This is a genomic window from Dactylosporangium sp. NPDC049525, assembly GCF_040676755.1.
In the GTDB taxonomy this organism is placed as follows: domain Bacteria; phylum Actinomycetota; class Actinomycetes; order Mycobacteriales; family Micromonosporaceae; genus Dactylosporangium.
This window is the reverse complement of the sequence record NZ_JBFAPO010000013.1, coordinates 43,190-62,011: the sequence shown is the minus strand read 5'-3', so window position 1 is coordinate 62,011 and position 18,822 is coordinate 43,190. Positions and strand designations below refer to the sequence as shown.

17 protein-coding genes are annotated in these 18,822 nt (G+C 71.4%); 12 read left to right on the top strand and 5 right to left on the bottom strand.

The annotated features are described in order from the left end of the window. The first annotated feature begins 11 nt into the window (after positions 1–11). Together rlmN and AB0K00_RS20510 are read left to right on the top strand one after the other, a co-directional pair. Positions 12–1,202: a 23S rRNA (adenine(2503)-C(2))-methyltransferase RlmN gene (gene rlmN / locus AB0K00_RS20515; protein ID WP_363522883.1), complete on the top strand. Its 1,191-nt coding sequence runs from the start codon at positions 12–14 to the stop codon at positions 1,200–1,202. Then, on the top strand, positions 1,199–2,242 hold the full coding sequence (locus AB0K00_RS20510; RefSeq protein WP_363522882.1) for a DivIVA domain-containing protein: 1,044 nt from the start codon (positions 1,199–1,201) through the stop codon (positions 2,240–2,242). Before rlmN ends, AB0K00_RS20510 begins: the two co-directional genes overlap by 4 nt. A gap of 69 nt (positions 2,243–2,311) precedes the next feature. Here AB0K00_RS20510 and AB0K00_RS20505 read toward each other — a convergent pair whose 3' ends face one another. Further along, entirely contained in the window at positions 2,312–2,530 is a 219-nt protein-coding gene (locus AB0K00_RS20505) for a DUF2631 domain-containing protein (RefSeq protein ID WP_327005795.1), read from the bottom strand. A gap of 159 nt (positions 2,531–2,689) precedes the next feature. Here AB0K00_RS20505 and AB0K00_RS20500 point away from each other — a divergent pair, with 159 nt between their 5' ends. After that, positions 2,690–4,279 (top strand): Rieske 2Fe-2S domain-containing protein, encoded by a 1,590-nt coding sequence (locus AB0K00_RS20500; protein ID WP_363523130.1) that lies wholly within the window; start codon positions 2,690–2,692, stop codon positions 4,277–4,279. A gap of 20 nt (positions 4,280–4,299) precedes the next feature. After that, positions 4,300–5,007, top strand: coding sequence for a DUF2786 domain-containing protein (locus AB0K00_RS20495; RefSeq protein WP_363522881.1), 708 nt, complete (start codon positions 4,300–4,302; stop codon positions 5,005–5,007). A 485-nt stretch (positions 5,008–5,492) separates the two neighbouring features. Here the strand turns inward: AB0K00_RS20495 and AB0K00_RS20490 are convergent, their stop codons facing one another. Further along, entirely contained in the window at positions 5,493–6,485 is a 993-nt protein-coding gene (locus AB0K00_RS20490; protein WP_363522880.1) for a YihY/virulence factor BrkB family protein, read from the bottom strand. Between the two features lie 252 nt (positions 6,486–6,737). Between AB0K00_RS20490 and aspS the strand changes: the two genes are divergently transcribed. From aspS to AB0K00_RS20460, 6 genes are all read left to right on the top strand, one after another. Further along, positions 6,738–7,976: an aspartate--tRNA(Asn) ligase gene (aspS, locus tag AB0K00_RS20485; RefSeq protein ID WP_363522878.1), complete on the top strand. Its 1,239-nt coding sequence runs from the start codon at positions 6,738–6,740 to the stop codon at positions 7,974–7,976. Between the two features lie 182 nt (positions 7,977–8,158). Next, positions 8,159–9,343, top strand: coding sequence for a 1-deoxy-D-xylulose-5-phosphate reductoisomerase (gene dxr / locus AB0K00_RS20480; protein ID WP_363523128.1), 1,185 nt, complete (start codon positions 8,159–8,161; stop codon positions 9,341–9,343). After that, positions 9,343–10,647, top strand: a complete 1,305-nt coding sequence (locus AB0K00_RS20475) for a site-2 protease family protein (protein ID WP_363522876.1) — start codon at positions 9,343–9,345, stop codon at positions 10,645–10,647. The genes dxr and AB0K00_RS20475 overlap by 1 nt, the downstream gene beginning before the upstream one ends. 40 nt (positions 10,648–10,687) lie before the next feature. Continuing rightward, entirely contained in the window at positions 10,688–11,854 is a 1,167-nt protein-coding gene (gene ispG, locus AB0K00_RS20470) for a flavodoxin-dependent (E)-4-hydroxy-3-methylbut-2-enyl-diphosphate synthase (RefSeq protein ID WP_363522875.1), read from the top strand. Between the two features lie 83 nt (positions 11,855–11,937). Then, entirely contained in the window at positions 11,938–12,777 is an 840-nt protein-coding gene (locus tag AB0K00_RS20465) for a GNAT family N-acetyltransferase (protein WP_363522873.1), read from the top strand. 78 nt (positions 12,778–12,855) lie between these two features. Further along, positions 12,856–13,380, top strand: a complete 525-nt coding sequence (locus AB0K00_RS20460; protein ID WP_363522871.1) for a hypothetical protein — start codon at positions 12,856–12,858, stop codon at positions 13,378–13,380. Between the two features lie 13 nt (positions 13,381–13,393). On the opposite strand, the gene AB0K00_RS20455 is transcribed toward AB0K00_RS20460, so the two are convergent. Continuing rightward, positions 13,394–14,221, bottom strand: coding sequence for a helix-turn-helix transcriptional regulator (locus tag AB0K00_RS20455; protein ID WP_363522869.1), 828 nt, complete (start codon positions 14,219–14,221; stop codon positions 13,394–13,396). A gap of 101 nt (positions 14,222–14,322) precedes the next feature. Here AB0K00_RS20455 and AB0K00_RS20450 point away from each other — a divergent pair, with 101 nt between their 5' ends. Continuing rightward, positions 14,323–15,030, top strand: coding sequence for an SDR family oxidoreductase (locus AB0K00_RS20450; RefSeq protein ID WP_363522868.1), 708 nt, complete (start codon positions 14,323–14,325; stop codon positions 15,028–15,030). A gap of 1 nt (position 15,031) precedes the next feature. On the opposite strand, the gene AB0K00_RS20445 is transcribed toward AB0K00_RS20450, so the two are convergent. Then, positions 15,032–15,901, bottom strand: a complete 870-nt coding sequence (locus AB0K00_RS20445) for a LysR substrate-binding domain-containing protein (RefSeq protein WP_363522867.1) — start codon at positions 15,899–15,901, stop codon at positions 15,032–15,034. A gap of 70 nt (positions 15,902–15,971) precedes the next feature. Here AB0K00_RS20445 and AB0K00_RS20440 point away from each other — a divergent pair, with 70 nt between their 5' ends. After that, positions 15,972–16,319 (top strand): nuclear transport factor 2 family protein, encoded by a 348-nt coding sequence (locus AB0K00_RS20440; protein WP_363522865.1) that lies wholly within the window; start codon positions 15,972–15,974, stop codon positions 16,317–16,319. 1 nt (position 16,320) lies between these two features. Here AB0K00_RS20440 and AB0K00_RS20435 read toward each other — a convergent pair whose 3' ends face one another. After that, the gene (locus AB0K00_RS20435; RefSeq protein WP_363522864.1) at positions 16,321–18,747 is read right to left on the bottom strand and encodes an FAD-dependent oxidoreductase; all 2,427 of its coding nucleotides are present in this window, start codon (positions 18,745–18,747) and stop codon (positions 16,321–16,323) included. Between the last annotated feature and the right edge of the window lie 75 nt (positions 18,748–18,822).

Here is an 18,822-nt window from a genome sequence, read left to right as displayed (position 1 = left end):
TTGAAGACGTCATGACACAGCTCCCCGTTTTGAACCTCGCATCCACCGCGACCGGCACGACCAGTGACGGTCGCCGCGCGACCATGCCACCACGTCACCTGGCCGATCTCGATCTTGCCGGGCGTCGTGCCGCCGTCGCCGAGCTGGGCGAGCAGGCGTTCCGGGCCGGGCAGGTGTCGGCGCACTATTTCGGCCGGCTGATCCGCGACCCCGCCGACATGACGGACCTACCGGCCCGCAGCCGGGAGGCGATCACCGAGGCGCTGCTGCCGACGCTGCTGCGACCGGTGAAGGAGATGGCCACCGACGACGGTGCCACCCGCAAGACGTTGTGGCGCCTTCACGACGGCGCTCTCGTCGAGAGCGTCCTCATGGGATATCCAGACCGGGTGACGGTGTGCGTGTCGAGCCAGGCGGGCTGCGGGATGGCGTGCCCGTTCTGCGCCACCGGCCAGGCCGGCCTGACCCGCAACCTGTCCACCGCGGAGATCGTCGACCAGGTCGTCTGGTTCGCCGGGCTCGCCGCCAGCGGGGCCCTGCCCGGCAGCCCCGACCGGCTGTCGCGGGTCGTGTTCATGGGCATGGGTGAGCCCCTGGCCAACTACAACCGGGTCGTCGCGGCCGTCCGCCGGCTCACCGACCCCGCCCCGGAAGGGCTCGGACTCTCCCAGCGGCACATCACGGTGTCCACCGTCGGGCTGGTCCCGGCGATGCGGCGGTTGACGCAGGAGGGGCTGTCGGTGACGCTTGCGCTGTCGCTGCACGCACCCGATGATGATCTGCGCGACACGCTCGTGCCGGTCAACCAACGTTGGAAGGTCGCCGAAGTGCTTGATGCCGCGTGGGAGTATGCGGCTCGCACTGGTCGGCGCGTGTCCATTGAGTACGCAATGATCCGGGATGTGAACGACCACCCATGGCGGGCGGATCTGCTCGGTCGGCTCTTGTCCGGGCGTCTCGCGCATGTCAATCTCATCCCGCTCAATCCGACACCCGGCAGTAAGTGGGACGCTAGTCCTAAGCCGGTGGAGCGAGAGTTCGTCCGACGCCTCCGGGCCGCCGGCGTCGCGACCACGGTGCGTGACACCCGTGGCCGGGAGATCGATGGGGCCTGCGGGCAACTTGCCGCCTCAAACGGTGGCAAGGTGGGAGAGCGTGAAACAGGCTTGCTAGCACGGCGAGCGAACGAGGAGACACAGTGAGTCAGGGTCAGCGGTTCCGGCGCCGTGCGCTGCGGCGGGGATACAAGGTCGACGAGGTCGACTCGTTCCTCGACCGGGTTGAGGCCACCCTCTCCGGTGACCCTATGGGCGCTCCGGTGAGCGCACAGGAGGTCCACGACGTGGTCTTCCGAGTGCGCTTCGGCGGCTATGACGAGTGGCAGGTCGACCTGCACCTCGACCGGGTGGAGCGCCAGCTGGCCGAGCTGGAGGAGCGCGGCGGCGGTGGCTTCGGCCGGGCGCTGGACTCCCGCAGCGGCGAGCTGCGCATGGCGCCCGAGCGGATGCCTGAGCGCATGCAGCCCGAGCGCATGGCCCCCCCGCCGATGGAGCGGATGCAGCCTGAGCGCATGGGCCCCCCGCCGATGGAGCGGATGCAGCCCGAGCGCATGGGCCCGCCCCCGATGGAGCGGATGCAGCCCGAGCGGATGGGTCCCCCGCCGATGGCTCCGCCGCCGATGGCACCGCCCCCGCTGCCGCCGCGGCCCACGCCCGCTCCCGCCGGCCCGCCACCCCGCGACCAGAACTATGGCCGTTACGACGAGCCCACGTATGGTGGCGCGTTCGACGACGACCGGGGCTACGAGGCGCCGCGCCAGCCGCGCGCCGACATGACCGCCGAGATCCGCATGGACCGCGAGCGTCCCGAGCCGACCACCTACGGTGGCGCGCCCGACCGTGACCGCGACCCGTATGGCGGCGGCCAGGACCGCGACCCCTATGGCGACACGTATGGCGGCCCACCGCAGGCGGCCCCCGTGCAGCACCAGTCGACCGAGGTCGCCCGCATCGACCAGCTGCGCCGCACGTTCCAGCTGCGCCGCTTCGGCAGTGGCTATGACCGTGCGCAGGTCGACCGGCTGTTCGAGGGCGTGATGGCGTCGCTGTCTGGCCGTGGCGGCCCGCTCACCGACGGCGACCTGGACCCGTCGCACTTCAACCTCGTGCCCGGCGGCTACTTCGAGGCAGAGGTCGACGCGGCGCTCAAAGAGGTCCGCGACATCGTGACCCGTCGCCGCTGATCCGAGAACGACGAAAAGGCGCACCGGAACTCCGGTGCGCCTTTTTCGCTTGTGGTTCGACCGGCGAAACTACCGGAGGCCGTTGCGGCGCAGCACCCAGTCGCCGACCAGGGCCAGCACCAGTACACCGGCGCTCGCGATCAACCAGATGTCCTCGACCCGTCCCTGGTGGTTGCCGACCAGCATCCCCAGGATCAGCAGCACGGTGACAGCCGCACCGAAGCGGGCCGCCCGCGGGTGGCCCGGCTTGAGCTGATCGGGGGAGGTCACGGGCTCGTGCTCGGCCACGACGCGTCCTTTCGCTGCAGGTGTACTTCGCGTCAAAGTCTGGCATGCGGCACCCGGACCGACGGTTGCGGGTCGGTCGGGTAGCGTCGGGGCCGGCACCTGAGGCGCGGCGACAAAGCCGGCTTTTGCGGTACGGCAACGAGGAGGAACGCGGTGCAGATCACCGGGACCGGACACGCCAGTCTGCGCATCGACACCGCGGCCGGCAGCATCCTGTGCGACCCGTGGGTCAATCCGGCGTACTTCGCGTCGTGGTTCCCGTTCCCCGACAACTCCCTGCTCGACTGGGAGACCCTCGGCGACTGCGACTACCTCTACGTGTCCCACCTGCACCGGGACCACTTCGACGCCGAGCACCTCAAGCGGTTCGTGTCGAAGAAGGCCACCGTCCTGCTGCCGGAGTTCCCCACCTCGGAGATGCGCGACGAGCTCGAGGCGCTGGGCTTCACCAGGTTCCTGGAGACCAAGAGCAACCACGTGCACGAGCTCGACGGCGGCCTGAAGATCATGATCCAGGCGCTGACCTCACCGACCGACGGCCCGATCGGTGACTCGTCGCTGTGGGTCGAATACGACGGCGTCCGCATCCTCAACCAGAACGACGCCCGACCGACCGACCTCACCACCTATGCCGCGCTCGGCCATGTGCACGCGCACCTGCTGCAGTTCTCCGGCGCCATCTGGTACCCGATGGTCTACGACCTGCCGCAGGCCGCGAAGACGGCGTTCGGCAAGCAGAAGCGCGACCGGCAGTTCGACCGGACCTTCCGGTACATCGACGACCTGCGCGCCTCGCACGTGGTGCCGATCGCCGGCCCGCCGTGCTTCCTCGACGACGACCTGTGGCAGTTCAACGACATCTTCGGTGACGAGGGCAACATCTTCCCCGACCAGTGGGTGTTCCAGCAGGAGTACGCCAACTACGGCGGGACCAACTCCACGGTCCTGCTGCCAGGGTCGGTGATGACGCTCACCACCGAGTCGGCCTCGACCGTGCATCCGGTGGACGTCGAGGAGTTCTTCGCGCACAAGCGGGAGCACCTGGAGGAGATGCGGGAGCGCAAGCGCCCCATCATCGAGGCCGCCAAGGCGACCTGGCGGCACCCCGAGGTCGACGTCCTCAAGCAGATGCAGCAGCGCATCGAGCCGCTGCTGGACGAGTCCGTGTATCTGGCGAAGGGCGTCGGCGGCCCGGTCCGCTTCGACCTCGTCGGCTACGACGGCACCTCCGTCGAGTCGATCGTCGTCGACTTCCCCGGCAAGCAGGTCCGCGCGTATGCCGACGAGAAGGTCCGCTACCGCTTCCGCACCGAGCGCGCGCTGATCGAGCACCTCCTCTTCATCGACGAGGTCGACTGGGTCAACTCGCTGTTCCTGTCGTGCCGCTTCACCGCCACCCGCATCGGCCAGTACAACGAGTTCGTCTACTCGTTCTTCAAGTGCCTGTCGGAGGAGCGCCTCCAGTACGCGGAGGGCTGGTTCGCCGAGCAGAAGCCCGACGCCGAGGACATCAAGCTGGGCGACTGGATCACCCAGCGCCGCTGCCCGCACCTCAAGGCCGACCTGACCCGCTTCGGCATCGTCGACGGCAACACGCTCACCTGCCAGCTGCACGGGTGGAAGTTCGACCTGCCCAGCGGCCGCTGCCTGACCAGCGTCGGGCACGAGCTGCGCTCCCGCCGCGCCGGCGCCGGGGACACTGTGACGGGCGCCACGGCCGCGGCCGCGCCGGGCCCGGAAGTGTCGTAGGTCGGCGGTAGCCTCTGCTCGTGTTGGAGAAGGTTCGCAAGCTGCTCGCCAAGGCCGAGGACCCCGCGTGCACCCGCGAGGAGGCCGAGGCGCTCACCGCCAAGGCCGCCGAGCTGATCGGCAAATACGGCATCGACCAGGCCCTGCTGGCCGCCGCCGACGGCCAGCGCCCGCAGGCCGTCGGCAACCGCCTGGTCGAGCTCCACCCGCCCTATCTGCGCGAGAAGGCCCATCTCCTGCACGTCGTCGCCACGTCGCTGCGCTGCCGCTCGGTGCGCCTGCAGCACCGCACCCGCGACGGCCTGCGCATCTCCATGCACCTGTTCGGCTTCGAGTCCGACGTCGCCGGCGTCGAGCTGCTGTTCGCGTCCCTGCTCGTCCAGGCGGCCCGCGGCGTCCTCGTCGAGCCCGTCCCGCCGCACGAACAGGTCGCCGCCTGGCGCCGGTCGTGGCTGATCGGCTTCGGCTCGGCGGTCGCGCAGCGTTTCGCCGAGGCCGACCGCCGCAACCGGGCCGCCACCCCCGACCAGCCGGGCATGGCCCTGGTCCTGGCCGACCGTGGTCGCGCCGTCGATGTGGCGGTGGACGAGCAGTATCCGGACCTGCGCACGGCTCGGCCGCGGCGGTTGACGGGTGGCGGCTTCGACGCGGGCAACGCTGCCGGCCAGCGGGCTGACCTGGGCAATCCTCGCGTCCCGACCGCCACCCATCAGTCATTGCCCAGCTGAGTCCGGCCGTCCCTGCAGCTGGCTCTTCGGGGTTCGGGGGTTCGCGGTTCGGGGTGCCAGGTTCGGGTTCGGGCCCGCATTCGGTTTGCGCGTGGGTGGGCGTTCGGTCTGAGCGGGGGTCGACGTCCGGGTTCGGCGGTTCGCGCCCGGGTTCGCGTTCGGGTTCGCGTTCGGTTCGTGACCCGGGTTCGCGTCCGGGTTCACGTCCCGAGCCCGCCCGACGGGTGCGCCGGGCAACCCCAGCGCGCGGTTGAACGGACTGCGCGGTCGCGTCAGTCGGGCGGAAACGGCGCGGCCGTCAGCGCGAGCTGCCGTGGCCTTCAGTGCGGCCTCAGCGCTACCCGCGACCGTTCTGCCTGCTTCGAGCCTTCCACAGCGGGGGTCACCGTCCGCGCATGCGAGGACGATCAGATCGAATGGTCCACGCGAGCGATCACCCGGGGCGGCCGCCCGCGCGCTCGAACCCACCTCGGCGGTCGCGGTGGTCAGCGTGGGGCGTTGAGCTGGTCGTGGGCGAAGGCCTGGGGGTCGGTGTCCGGGTCGCGGTCGAGCTGTTCGTCGACCGGGACCCACTTGTCGTCCACGACCGGCTCGGGGACGCCGACGCGCAGGGCCTCCAGCTGGGCGCCGAACGCGATGCCGAGGAACAGCGCCACACCTGTCAGGTTGGCCCACAGCAGCAGGGCCATGATGCCGGTCAGGGCGCCGTACGTGGCGCCGAAGGCGTCGCTGCTGCTGACATAGATGGCGAGGAGGGCGCTGATCAGCCACCAGAGGGCCGTGGACAGGGCGGCGCCGAAGAGGAGCCAGGAGAAGGCCGGCTGGCGGCGGCGTGGGGCGAAACGGAAGATGGCCGCGACGGCGGAGACGACGAGGACGACGCTGACCGGCCAGCGCACGAGCTGCCAGGCGGTGTCGACGGGGCCGCCCCACGAGTAGTGGGAGCGGACGGACTGGCCGAGGTCGCCGCCGGCGACGAGCATGAGGAAGCCGGCGAGGGCCGGGATGCCGGCGCCGACGGCGAGGAGGACGGCCCGGCCGTACTTGACGTGGGCGGGGCGGTCGCGTTCGACGCCGTAGATGCGGTTGGCGCCGCGTTCGATCTGGGCCATCGCGGTGGTGAGGGCGAGCATGCCGGTGAGCAGACCGGCGGTGAGGGCGAACTCGCCGATGTCCTCGGTGCGTTCGGAGTCGGCGAGCAGATCGTGGACGAGCTGATCGCTGGCGCCCGGGGTGAGGGCGAGGACGGTGTCGGCGACGACCTGGCCGCCCTCGGCGACGCCGAGCTTGCTGACGAGGCCGGTGAGCGCGATGAGGAACGGCACGATCGCGAGGCACAGCTGCAGGCCGAGGGCGCGTGCGTGGCTGAAGCCGTCGCCGTACCGGAACCGCAGGAACGCGTCGCGCAGCAGGCACCAGCCGCCGTGGCGGCGCAGCGCGTGCCAGGCGTCGTCGGCGGAGAGGTCGTCTCGGGCCATCAGCCGTGTCTCGGGAACCTGCCGGGTACTGCTCACGGCGGTTGAATTCCCGTCGCGGGGAAAGCGAAAACCCGCCTACCATATGGGGGCACGGTGATGAAGCGGACGTATCGGCGCCTGACAAGCGCACAGCGATGCGGTCGCGGAGCCGGATGCGTCGAGGTCACGGCTATGTCGTGGCGAAGGTGTGGTGGCACCGCGATCGGCCCCATCGCCCACACCTCCGGGGAGCGGAGTCCCTCGGGAGGTGTCATGCATCGCATTCTGTCCAACCAGCTGCCGGCCCACGTCGGCGAGACCGTCACGGTCGCCGGCTGGGTCCATCGGCGGCGGGTTCTCGCCAACGTCGCATTCGTGGTCGTCCGTGACCGCGGCGGGTTGCTGCAGGTGGTGACGAAGGAGGAGGACCCACCGGGTGAGGAGCAGGTCGTCGAGGTCACGGGCCTGGTCGTCGCCAACGAGGTGGCGCCCGGCGGGGTGGAGCTGGTCGAGCCGGTGTTCACCGTGCTCGGGCCAGCCGAGCCGCCGCCGGTGGAGCTGTTCCGGCCCGAGCTGAAGGCGTCGCTGCCGGTGGTGCTCGACCACGCCGCCGTGACGCTGCGGCACCCGGCGCGGCGGAAGGTGTTCGCGGCGTCGGCGGCCGCGGTCGGGGCGTTCCGGGAGGAGCTGGACCGGCAGGGGTTCACCGAGGTGTTCACGCCGAAGATCGTCGCCACGGCGACCGAGAGCGGCGCCAACGTGTTCCGGCTGGACTACTTCGGCGGCCCGGCGTATCTGGCGCAGTCGCCGCAGTTCTACAAGCAGACGATGGTCGGCGTCTTCGAGCGGGTCTACGAGGTCGGCCCCGTGTTCCGCGCCGAGCCGCACGACACGTCCCGGCACCTGGCGACGTACACGTCACTGGACGCCGAGCTGGGGTTCGTGCGCGACCACCGCGACGTCATGGCCGTGCTCACGGAGGTGATCCGGGCGATGGTCGGGGCGGTGCAACGGTTCGGTTACACCGCGAGCATGCCGGTGGAGGTACCGGTGCTGCATTTCCGGGAGGCGCTGAAGATCGCCGGCGCACACGAGGACGAGCCTGACCTCGCCCCGGAGCACGAGCGGGCGCTGGGGGAGTGGGCCGCGAGCACCCACGGGTCGGACTTCGTGTTCGTCGAGGGGTATCCGATGCGCAAGCGCCCCTTCTACACGCATCCGCAGCCGGACGAGCCGCGCTGGTCCAACTCGTTCGACCTGCTGTTCCGTGGCGTGGAGCTGGTGACCGGCGGCCAGCGCCTGCACCGGCACGCCGACTACCTGGCCGTACTCGCCCGGGAGCACCAGGACCCGGCGCCGCTGCGGACCTACTTGGAGGCGTTCCGGCACGGCATGCCGCCGCACGGTGGATTCGCGATCGGACTGGAGCGGTTCATGGCCCGGATGACGGGTGCGGCGAACGTCCGCGAGACCACGCTGTTCCCCCGTGACCTGCACCGTCTGGCGCCGTAATTCGATTGCCGGGCACCAAGTGATGATCTATAATTGGTACATGCGTACTAACGGGGATGGCATCTGGGATTCACCACGATGACGGTCGGTCGCGGGGGCACACCGCTGTGTGCCCCCGCGACATCGGCCACCCCTCACACGTGCGCGCCTGAGACAATGGACGGGTGACCCCCCGCGAGATCGTGCTGCTCGGCTCGACCGGGTCGATCGGCACGCAAGCGATCGACATCGTCCGGCGCAATCCCGACAAGTTCCGCGTGGTCGCCATCGGCGCCGGCGGCGGCAACGTGCGCCTCCTCGCCGAGCAGGCGCTCGAGCTGGGCGTCGACGCGGTCGGCGTGGCGAAGGCCACCGCCGCGCAGGACCTGCAGCTCGCGTTCTACAGCGAGGCCACCCGGCGCGGCTGGGCCACCGGCGACTTCCGCCTGCCGAAGATCCTCGCCGGCCCCGACGCGATGACCGAACTGGCGCAGTGGCCGTGCGACACCGTGCTCAACGGGGTCGTCGGCTCGCTCGGCCTGGCACCGACCCTCGCCGCGCTCAAGGCCGGCCGGACCCTGGCCCTGGCAAACAAGGAGTCCCTGGTCGCCGGCGGTCCGTTGGTGCGGGCCGTGGCCCGCCCCGGCCAGATCGTCCCTGTCGACTCGGAGCATTCCGCGCTCGCCCAGGGGCTGCGGGGCGGCACCGCCAAGGAGGTCAGGCGCCTGGTGCTGACCGCGTCGGGCGGCGCGTTCCGCGGGCGGACCCGCGAGCAGCTCGTCGGGGTCACGCCGAAGGAGGCCCTCGCCCATCCGACCTGGGACATGGGGCCGGTCGTGACGATCAACAGCGCCACGCTCGTCAACAAGGGCCTCGAGGTGATCGAGACCCATGAGCTGTTCGGGGTGGCGTATCGCGACATCCTCGTCATGGTGCACCCGCAGTCGGTGATCCACTCGCTGGTCGAGTTCCACGACGGCTCGACCCTCGCGCAGTGCAGCCCGCCGGACATGCGCCTGCCGATCGCGCTCGCCCTCGGCTGGCCCGACCGGGTTGCCGACGCCGCGCCCGGGGTCGACTGGACCGCGGCGCACACGTGGGAGCTGCGCCCGCTCGACGAGGAGGCGTTCCCAGCGGTTGCCCTGGCCAAGGCGGCCGGGGAGGCGGGCCGGTGCCGACCGGCGATCTACAACGCCGCCAACGAGGAGTGTGTGGCCGCGTTCACAGCGGGTGACCTTCCATTCCTCGGCATTGTCGAGACGTTGGAGCAGACCCTTACGGACGCACCTGACTTTGCCGAACCAGGTACCGTCGATGACGTGCTCGCCGCCGAATCCTGGGCGCGGGCCTATGCGCGCGAGCGGATCGCGGGCGGGAAAGGGGCCTGATGGCGTTCACGGTGGGGATCGTCCTCTTCGCGGTGGGGATCCTGTTCGCGGTGTGTCTGCACGAGGCGGGACACATGCTGACCGCCAAGTGGTTCGGCATGCGGGTGACCAAGTATTTCGCCGGGTTCGGGCCGACGATCTGGTCGTTCAAGCGCGGCGAGACCGAGTATGGCGTCAAGGCGCTGCCCTTCGGCGGGTTCGTGAAGATCGTGGGGATGACGCCCCAGGAGGACGAGATCGACCCGGCGACCGGCAAGTCCGGCGCCGACGACCCGCGGGCGATGTGGCGCTTCCCGGTGTGGAAACGGACGATCGTGATGAGCGCGGGGTCGATCACGCACTTCGCGATCACGCTGATCACGCTCTGGGTGCTCTTCTCGTTCGTCGGCATCCCCGACCCCGAGACCAAGAGCGAGGACTGGCCGGTCCGCGTCGGTCCGGTCGCCCAGTGCATCGCCACCACCTGGGAATACGACCCGGCCACCAAGGCGCCGAAGGCCTGCGATCCGGCGAAGGATCCGAAGAGTCCGGCCGCGCAGCTCGGGCTGAAGCCCGGCGACCTGCTCGTCTCCATCGACGGTGTCGCGGTCCCCAACTCCGGCACCCTGCGCGAGGAGCTCAAGAAGGTCACCAACAAGACCGTCCCGGTGACCTGGACGCGCGACGGCAAGACGATGAGCGGCACCGTCCAGATCCTCGAGGCGCAGCGGCTCAAGGCCGACCTGCCCGAGACCAAGACCTATGACCAGATCACCGCCGACGACCTCGAGAAGGGCGGCCTGCTGGGCATCAACATCGCCCCGCGGACGTCGGACATCCCGCACGTCTCCTACGGGCCGGTCGAGGGCATCGACAAGACGTTCACGATCACCTGGTCACTGATCGAGCGCACGTTCGCGTCGTTCAAGGACATCCCGGAGAAGGTGCCCAACCTCTTCAACGCGATCCTCGGCGAGAAGCGCGACCCCGAGACCCCGGTGAGCGTCGTCGGCGCCAGCCGCATCGGCGGCGAGCTGTTCGAGCTCGGCGACTGGGCGTCGCTGCTGCTGATGTTCGCCAGCCTCAACCTGTTCTTCGGCATCTTCAACCTGTTCCCGCTGCTGCCGATGGACGGCGGTCACATCGCGATCGCCTGGTTCGAGCGGGTCCGCTCCTGGGCCGCGGCGAAGCTGGGCAAACCCGACCCAGGTCGGGTCGACTACTACAAGCTGGCGCCCCTCACGCTCGGTGTGATAGGCATCCTCGGCGTCTTCGTCCTGCTGACGGTGACGGCCGACTTCGTGAATCCCATTACGCTCAAATAAACCGGACAATTCGATCACCCTGAAACAGGTGGCGCACTCCATGACCGCTGTCAGCCTCGGCCTGCCTACCCTCCCACCGCCGGCGCTCGCGCCGCGCCGGAAGTCACGCCAGATCATGGTCGGCTCGGTGCCGGTCGGTGGCGGCGCGCCGGTGTCCGTGCAGTCGATGGCGACCACGCTCACCGCCGACGTCAACAGCACGCTCCAGCAGATCGCCGAGCTCACCGCCTCGGGCTGCCAGATCGTGCGGGTCGCCGTGCCCAGCCAGGACGACGTCGAGGCGCTGCCGGCGATCGCGAAGAAGTCGCAGATCCCGGTCATCGCCGACATCCACTTCCAGCCGAAGTACGTGTTCGCGGCGATCGACGCCGGCTGCGCGGCGGTCCGGGTCAACCCCGGCAACATCCGGCAGTTCGACGACAAGGTCAAGGAAATCGCCAAGGCGGCCTCGGCGGCCGGCATCCCGATCCGCATCGGCGTCAACGCCGGCTCCCTCGACAAGCGCCTGCTGGAGAAGTACGGCAAGGCGACGGCCGAGGCGCTGGTCGAGTCGGCGCTGTGGGAGTGCTCGCTGTTCGAGGAGCACGACTTCCGCGACATCAAGATCTCGGTCAAGCACAACGACCCGGTCGTCATGATCCGGGCGTACCGGCAGCTGGCCGAGCAGTGCGAGTATCCGCTGCACCTCGGCGTGACCGAGGCCGGCCCCACGTTCCAGGGCACGATCAAGTCCTCCGTCGCGTTCGGCGCGCTGCTCGCCGAGGGCATCGGCGACACGATCCGGGTCTCGCTGTCGGCCCCGCCGGTCGAGGAGATCAAGGTCGGCAACGCCATCCTCGAGGCCCTCGGCCTGCGCGAGCGCGGGTTGGAGATCGTCTCGTGCCCGTCGTGCGGCCGCGCCCAGGTTGACGTCTACACCCTGGCCGAGCAGGTCACCGCCGCGCTCGACGGGTTCCCGGCGCCGCTGCGGGTCGCCGTCATGGGCTGTGTCGTCAACGGCCCCGGCGAGGCCCGCGAGGCGGACCTCGGCGTGGCGTCCGGCAACGGCAAGGGTCAGATCTTCGTCAAGGGCAAGGTCGTCAAGACGGTGCCCGAGTCGCAGATCGTTGAGACGCTGGTCGAGGAGGCCCTGCGCCTCGCCGAGGAGATGGGCGTCGACCTGCCCGAGGAGCTGCGCGGCCTCGGTCCGTCGGTGACGGTGCACTAAGCGGTGCACGACGAGCCGGACACGGGGACAACTGCCATGGGTATGTGCGGCCGTCCCCGGCCGGATCTGGCAGGCTTGTACGCATGCTGACGGTGGCGGCGAGGCTCCTTGGCGACGCCGAACGTGGTTCGGTCGAGCGCCTGCTCGACGGCGACCCGTTCGGCGGCGCGCAGGTGGCCGAGCGGATCTCGATGGCCGGGCTCGCCTGGTGGCGCCAGGACGCCCGGATCTTCGGTTACGGCTCGCGCCGCCACCTGGAGTCACTGTGCTGGCTCGGCGCCAACCTGATCCCCGTCAACGCCTCGGCCGCGGCGGTCTCGGCGTTCGCCGACATGGTCGCCAATGAGCCGCGCGGCTGCTCCTCGATCGTCGGTTCGGCCGACGCGGTCCTCGGACTGTGGAGCCGGCTGGCCCCGTCGTGGGGGCCTTCGCGGGACGTACGCCCGAATCAGCCGCTGATGGCGACGTCCTCGCCCGCACCGGTGCCCGCCGACCCAGGGGTGCGGCTCGTGCGGCCGGATGAGATCGACCTGCTGTTCCCGGCCGCGGTGGCGATGTACACCGAGGAGGTCGGCGTCTCACCGACCGCCGACGGCGGCGAGCGCTCCTACCGGGACCGGGTCGGCGAGCTGGTCCGGGCCCGCCGGGCCTATGCCCGCGTGATCAACGGCAAGGTCGTGTTCAAGGCCGAGCTGGCCGTGGTCACCCGGCACACCGCGCAGATCCAGGGCGTGTGGACGGCGCCGGAGTGGCGCGGCCGGGGGCTGGCCCGGGGCGGGATCGCCGCGATCGTGCGCGACGCGCTACGCCGGGTGGCGCCATCGGTGAGCCTGTATGTCAACGACTACAACACGCCTGCTCGCAAGGTGTACGAGCGGTGCGGGTTCCAGCAGGTCGGCACCTTCGCCACCGTGCTGTTCTAAACCGCGATTTCCCGACAAATCACCCCCAATGTGCAGGATGATCAAGAGGCCACCCGGCTGAACAAGGGGAAGCTTCGCATGGGCCAGATCATCCGGCAGATATCGCCCAATACCACCCGCTACTACTGGTACCCGGGTGACAAGAAGGAGTGGCTGCGCGCCCTCTTCGCCTGTGGTGCCGGGTGTGCCGTCTTCGGGCTGACGTTCCTGCTGACCAGGAGCGTCGTCGCCGCCACGGTGCTCGGCATGTCGACCGCCGTCGGGTGCGCCTGCTTCAACCTCGGCCGGCGCGACACCCGCGCGCTCGACGGGCTCGACAAGGCCACGATCACCCGCCGCGCCACGGTCTGCGCGTCGGGCCGGGCCGCCTGGCGCGGGCTGGTCGAGGGCGTCGCCGTCGCGGTCGCGGTGCTGGTCGTCGTGCACCTGCCGACCCGCGGGTTCGTGGTGGACTGGCTGCTGCCGCTGGTGCCGGCGCTCGCCGCCGGGCTCGGCCGCCAGGGCGGGCTGCTCAGCGCCCGCCTGACACACGAGTCGGCGAAGGCGTCCACGCTGCGCCCGGTCCTCAACCGCAACCCGATCGCCGAGGGCGCCCGGCACTGACCACGCCCGCCGGTCAGCGGGCGTACTCGGGCTGGCGGCGCAGGGAGCACAGCACCCAGGCCGTGTGCGAGCCCGCTTCGGCGGTGTAGAAGATCACCTTCTGGCCGGCGTCGGCGATGTCGAGCACCTCGCAGTCGAAGACGAGCTCGCCGTGCACGGGGTGGTCGAAGCGCTTCGAGGTGCTGCGGCGCACGCACACCTGGTGCTCGTCCCACCGGCGGGCGAAGTCCGCGCTGGCCGCCCGCAGCCGCCCGATCAGGGCACGGATCGCCTCGTCGGCGGGGTAGCGCACCGAGGCCGCCCGCAGGTCGGCGACGCACTCGTCGGCGAACACGGAGGCGGCCTCATCGGTGAGCGCGGCGGCCGGCCCCGTGAACAGGTTCCAGATCATGTTGCGGGACTCGGGCATGACGACCGCCGGGTCACCCATGAGCGCGACGGCCATCGGGTTCCACGCGAGCAGCTCGTACTTCGCGTCGATCACGTACGCCGGGGTGTCGTCGAGGCGGTCGAGCAGGTGCCGGATGCCGGCGGAGACGTTGGGCGAGGGCCCGGCCGGCGGCCCCGGCTGCTCGCCGGCGAGCTGGAACAGGTACGTGCGCTCGTCGTCGTGCAGGCGCAGGGCCCGGCCGAGCGCCCCGAGGACCTGCCGGGACGGCCGCGGTCCCCGGGCCTGTTCGAGCCGGGCGTAGTAGTCGACCGAGATGCCGGCGAGCCGGGCGACCTCCTCGCGGCGCAGGCCGGGCGTCCGCCGCCGGGACCCGCCGTCGATGCCGGCGTCGGCCGGGGAGACCCTGGCCCGGCGGCTCTTGAGGAAATCGGCGAGCTGTTCCCGGTCCATCCCCTCATGCTGCCGGACCGCGGAGCCCGGAACCAGGGACCGGCGATCCGCTGTTCGCCGCGGCTCTGCCATGCGCCGCTTCCGGAGGGCAGCGTGGCGGCATGAGCGAAACGAAGGTCGCCCTCGTCACGGGCGCGAACAAAGGCATCGGCTTCCAGATCGCGAAGCTGCTCGGCACCAGGCACGGCATGAAGGTCCTGATCGGCGCGCGCGACGCGGTGCGCGGCAAGGAGGCCGCGGCGGCGCTCGGCGGCTTCGCGACGGCGGTCGTCCTGGACGTCACCGACGAGGACAGCGTCGCCGCGCTCGGCGCGCTGGAGCGGCTCGACGTGCTGGTCAACAACGCCGGCGTGCTGCTGGAGCGGGGCGCGCCGCCCAGCGGGACGCCACTGGAACTGCTGCGGCAGACGTTCGAGACCAACGTGTACGGGGTCGTCGCCGTCACCAACGCGGCCCTCCCGGCCCTGCGGCGCTCCGAGGCGGGGCGGATTGTGAACGTCAGCAGCGGGCTGGGGTCGCTCGCGTTCACCACCGAGCCGTCGCACGTGTACGCGCAGAACCCGCTGCTGGCCTACAACGCGTCCAAGACTGCTCTGAACGCGGTCACCGTCTCCTACGCCAACGAGCTGCGCGGCACCGCGATCAAGGTCAACGCCGCGGATCCCGGGTACTGCGCGACCGACCTCAACGCGCACTCCGGGCCGCGGACGCCGCTGCAGGGCGCGACCGCCGCGGTGCGCCTCGCCACGCTGCCGGCCGACGGCCCGACCGGCGGCTTTTTCGACGAGGACGGTCCCGTGCCCTGGTGACCTACCGGGAGTTCTCGAAGTGGGCCAGGAACGCGGCGGCGGCCGCCGAGCGGGGGCCGGCCCGGCGCCAGGCGAGCCCGAGCCGCCCGCTGAGCGCCGGTCGCGTGATCCGCAGCGCGTGCAGGCCGGGGTGCGCCCGGGCGATCGACGCCGGCAGGACCGCCACGCCCAGCCCGCGGGCCGCCAGCTGCGCCACCACCTGCGGCGTGCCCGCCTCGAACGCGACCGCCGGCGCGAACCCGGCATCCGCGCACGCCGCCTCCAGGATCGCGCGGATGCCGGTGCCGGCCCGCAGGCAGATCAGCGGCCGGTCGCGCAGCTCCGCGAGCCGCACGGCCGAGCGCCGGGCCCAGGCGTGATCCGGGGCCACCGCGGCGTCGAGCGCCTCGTCGGCCACGACCAGCACGTCGAGGTCGGGCGGCGGGGTGGCGTACGCGATGATCGCCGCGTCCAGACGCCCCTCCCGGAGCCCTTCGACGAGCCGGTCGTTGGTGTCCTCGGCGAGGGTGATCTCGACGCCCGGGTGCTCGGCGTGGAAGTCCGCGAGGATCGTGGCCAGGTCGACGTCGTGCGAGGTCACGGTCCCGATCGCGACCCGGCCGCGGGCCAGCCCGGCCAGCTCGGCGGCGGTGCGCCGGGCGCCCTCGACGGCGGCGAGCGCGGCCCGGGCGTAGGGCAGCACCGCCACCCCGGCCGGGGTCAGCCGGACCTCCCGGCCGGAGCGGTCCAGCAGGTCCTGCCCCAGCTCCCGCTCCAGCTTCCTGACCTGCGCACTCACCCCCGGCTGCGCGACCCGCAGCCGGGCCGCCGCGCGGGTGAAGCTCGCCTCCTCGGCCACGGCCACCAGGTACGCCAGCTGATGCAACTCCATAAGCGTTGATTCTAGAAGTCAGCAGGAACCGCTCTTGGAGTTCTGGACCGGGCGAGGGCACGGTGGAGGTATGACAACGACAGCGAAGACACCCGAGGACCTGACCCGCCTGTTCGTCGAGCGGGCCAACGCCGGCGACGCCGAGGGGCTCGCCGCGCTGTACGAGCCGGACGCAGTCCTGGCCTACCCGCCGGGCTCGACGACCGTCGGCCGCGCCGCGATCCAGGCGGTCTGCGAAGAGATGATCAAGCACGTGCCGCATTTCGAGCTGGAGCCGCTCACGCCCACGGTCGTCAACGGCGACCTCGCGCTGACCGGCACCCGGTCCGCCGACGGCAAGGGCGGCCGGGTCCAGGTCGTGCGCCGCCAGCCGGACGGCACCTGGCTGCGCGTCATCGATCGCCCCGAACAGGCCTGATTCAGGCGCGCACCCGCAGCATCTTCGGGTCGTAGAGCGGCTCCGGGCGCACGACGGCGGACACCCAGCGGTCGAAGACGGACACCTCGACCGTGGTGCCGGCCGCCGTCGCCGCCGGCAGGTACGCGTACGCGATCGACGCGCCGACCCGGTACCCGAACCCGCCGGACGTGACCCGGCCGCACGGGACGCCGTCGACCCGGACGGGTTCGCCGCCGAGGCAGACGGTCGCCGGGTCGTCCAGCACGAGGCAGCGCAGCGACCGCACGGGGGTGGTCAGGGCGTCCCGGCCGAGGAAGTCCTTCGACCGGTCGACGAACGGGCCGAGCCCGGCGGAGATCGGGTCGGTGTCGGTGGTGAGGTCGGAGCCCCAGACCCGGTACCCCTTCTCCAGACGCATCGCGTCGATCGCCCGGTAACCGCCGGGGCGCATCCCGAGCGGCGCGCCGGCCTCCATCAGCTGGTCCCACAGGGTCAGCGTGTACTCCGCCGGGGCGTACAGCTCCCACCCGAGCTCGCCGACGAACGTGACCCGCTGCGCCAGGACCGGCACCGGGCCGACCGTCAGCCGCTGCGCCCGCATGAACGGGAAGTCCACATTGGACAGCGAGGCGTCGGTGAGCGGCTGGAGGATGTCGCGGGCGGCCGGGCCCCACAGGCACAGGCAGCCGTGCGCGGAGGTGACGTCGTCGACCGTCACGTCGGCGCCGGTGGCAAGGGCGTGCCGGCGGATCCAGGCCGCGTCCCGCACGCCGCTCGCGGTGCTGGTGACGATCCGGAAGTGCGCCTCGCCGAGCCGGGTCACCGTCAGGTCGGCCTCGACGCCGCCGCGGGCGTTGAGCATCGAGGTGTACGTGAGCGTGCCCACCGCCCGGTCGACGTCGTTGGCGCACAGCCGTTGCAGCAGCCGCACCGCGCCCGGCCCGCGCACGTCGAGCTTCGCGAACGAGGACTGGTCGAACAGCCCGGCGGCGGTGGCGGTCGCGGCGACCTCGGCGGCGATCGCGGGCGACCAGTGCCGCCCGGCCCAGCCGCGCGGAGCGGTGACGTCGACGACACCGGCGGCGTTGACGCCGAACCAGTTCGCCCGTTCCCAGCCGGCCTTCTCGCCGAGGGCCGCGTCCAGGCCGGCCAGCCGCGGCCACACCGGGGACCGGCGCAGCGGGCGACCGGCGGTCCACTCCTGGCCCGGGTACACGATGTCGTAGTAGCGGGAGTAGCCGTCGAGCGCCTTGGTCGCGGCCCAGGTGCGGCTGGCGGCGTGGGCGCCGAAGCGCCGGACGTCCATCGTGGACACGTCCCACTCCGGGGTGCCGTCCACGATCCACTCGGCGATCACCTTGCCGACGCCGCCGGCCGCGGCGAGCCCGTGGACGCAGAACCCGGCGGCGACCCAGAATCCGGCCACCGCGGTCTCGCCGAGCAGGAACTCCCCGTCCGGGGTGAAGGCCTCCGGCCCGTGCACGACCCGGTCCATGCCCAGGGTCTGCAGCGCCGGTACGCGGTGCCGGGCGTTGCCCCACGACTCGGCGAACTTGTCCAGGTCGGGCTCGAACACGGTCCGCGCCACCGACAGCGGCGCTGGGTCGTCCCACAGTGCGGGGTCGCGCACGTACCCGCCGACGAGCAGGCCGCCCTCGGGTGACGGGGCGCCGCGGAAGTAGACGATCCGGTCCGGGTCGCGCACCGTCGGGATGTCCACTGTGGAGCCGGACCCGGGCAGCGCCTCGGTGACGACGTACTGGTGCTTGATCGGCACGATCGGGACGTCGACCCCGGCGAGCCGCCCGACGTGCCCCGCGGCCGCCCCGGCGGCGTCCACGACGACCTCGGTGGCGATCCGCCCGGCGGTGGTGACGACGGCCGAGACCCGGCCGCCGGCCGTCTCCACGCCGGTCACGCGGACGCCGGTGACGATCCGGACGCCGAGCGCGGTGGCGCCGGTGGCGAGCGCGGCGGCCAGCTGCGCCGGCTCCAGCCAGCCGTCCCCGGGCAGCCAACCGGCGGCGAGGACGTCGTCGACGTTGAGCAGCGGCAGCCGGTCCTTCGTCTCTGCCGGGGTCAGCAGGTCGAGCTCCAGGCCGTAGGTGGTGGCCGAGCTGACCTGCCGCCGCAGCTCCTCGACGCGGGCCGGCGTGGTCGCCAGGCGCAGCCCGCCGACGCCGCGCCAGCCCGGGTCCAGGCCGGTGAGCTCGCGCAGCTCGGCGTACAGGCCGGAGGAGTACATGATCATCCGGGTCTGGCTGACGGTGGAGCGCAGCTGCCCGACGAAGCCGGCCGAGTGCCAGGTCGTGCCCTCGGTGAGCTCGTGCTGTTCGAGCAGGACGACGTCGGTCCAACCGAGCCGGGCCAGGTGGTACGCGACGCTGCAACCGGCGACCCCGCCGCCGATCACCACAACACGAGAGGCTGCTGGGAGCTCCGACATTGCATGATTGTGATCCCACGTGCCGGGCTTGTAAAAGGTCTGAAGCAATACCGGTAAACGCGAAGATCCCTCTTG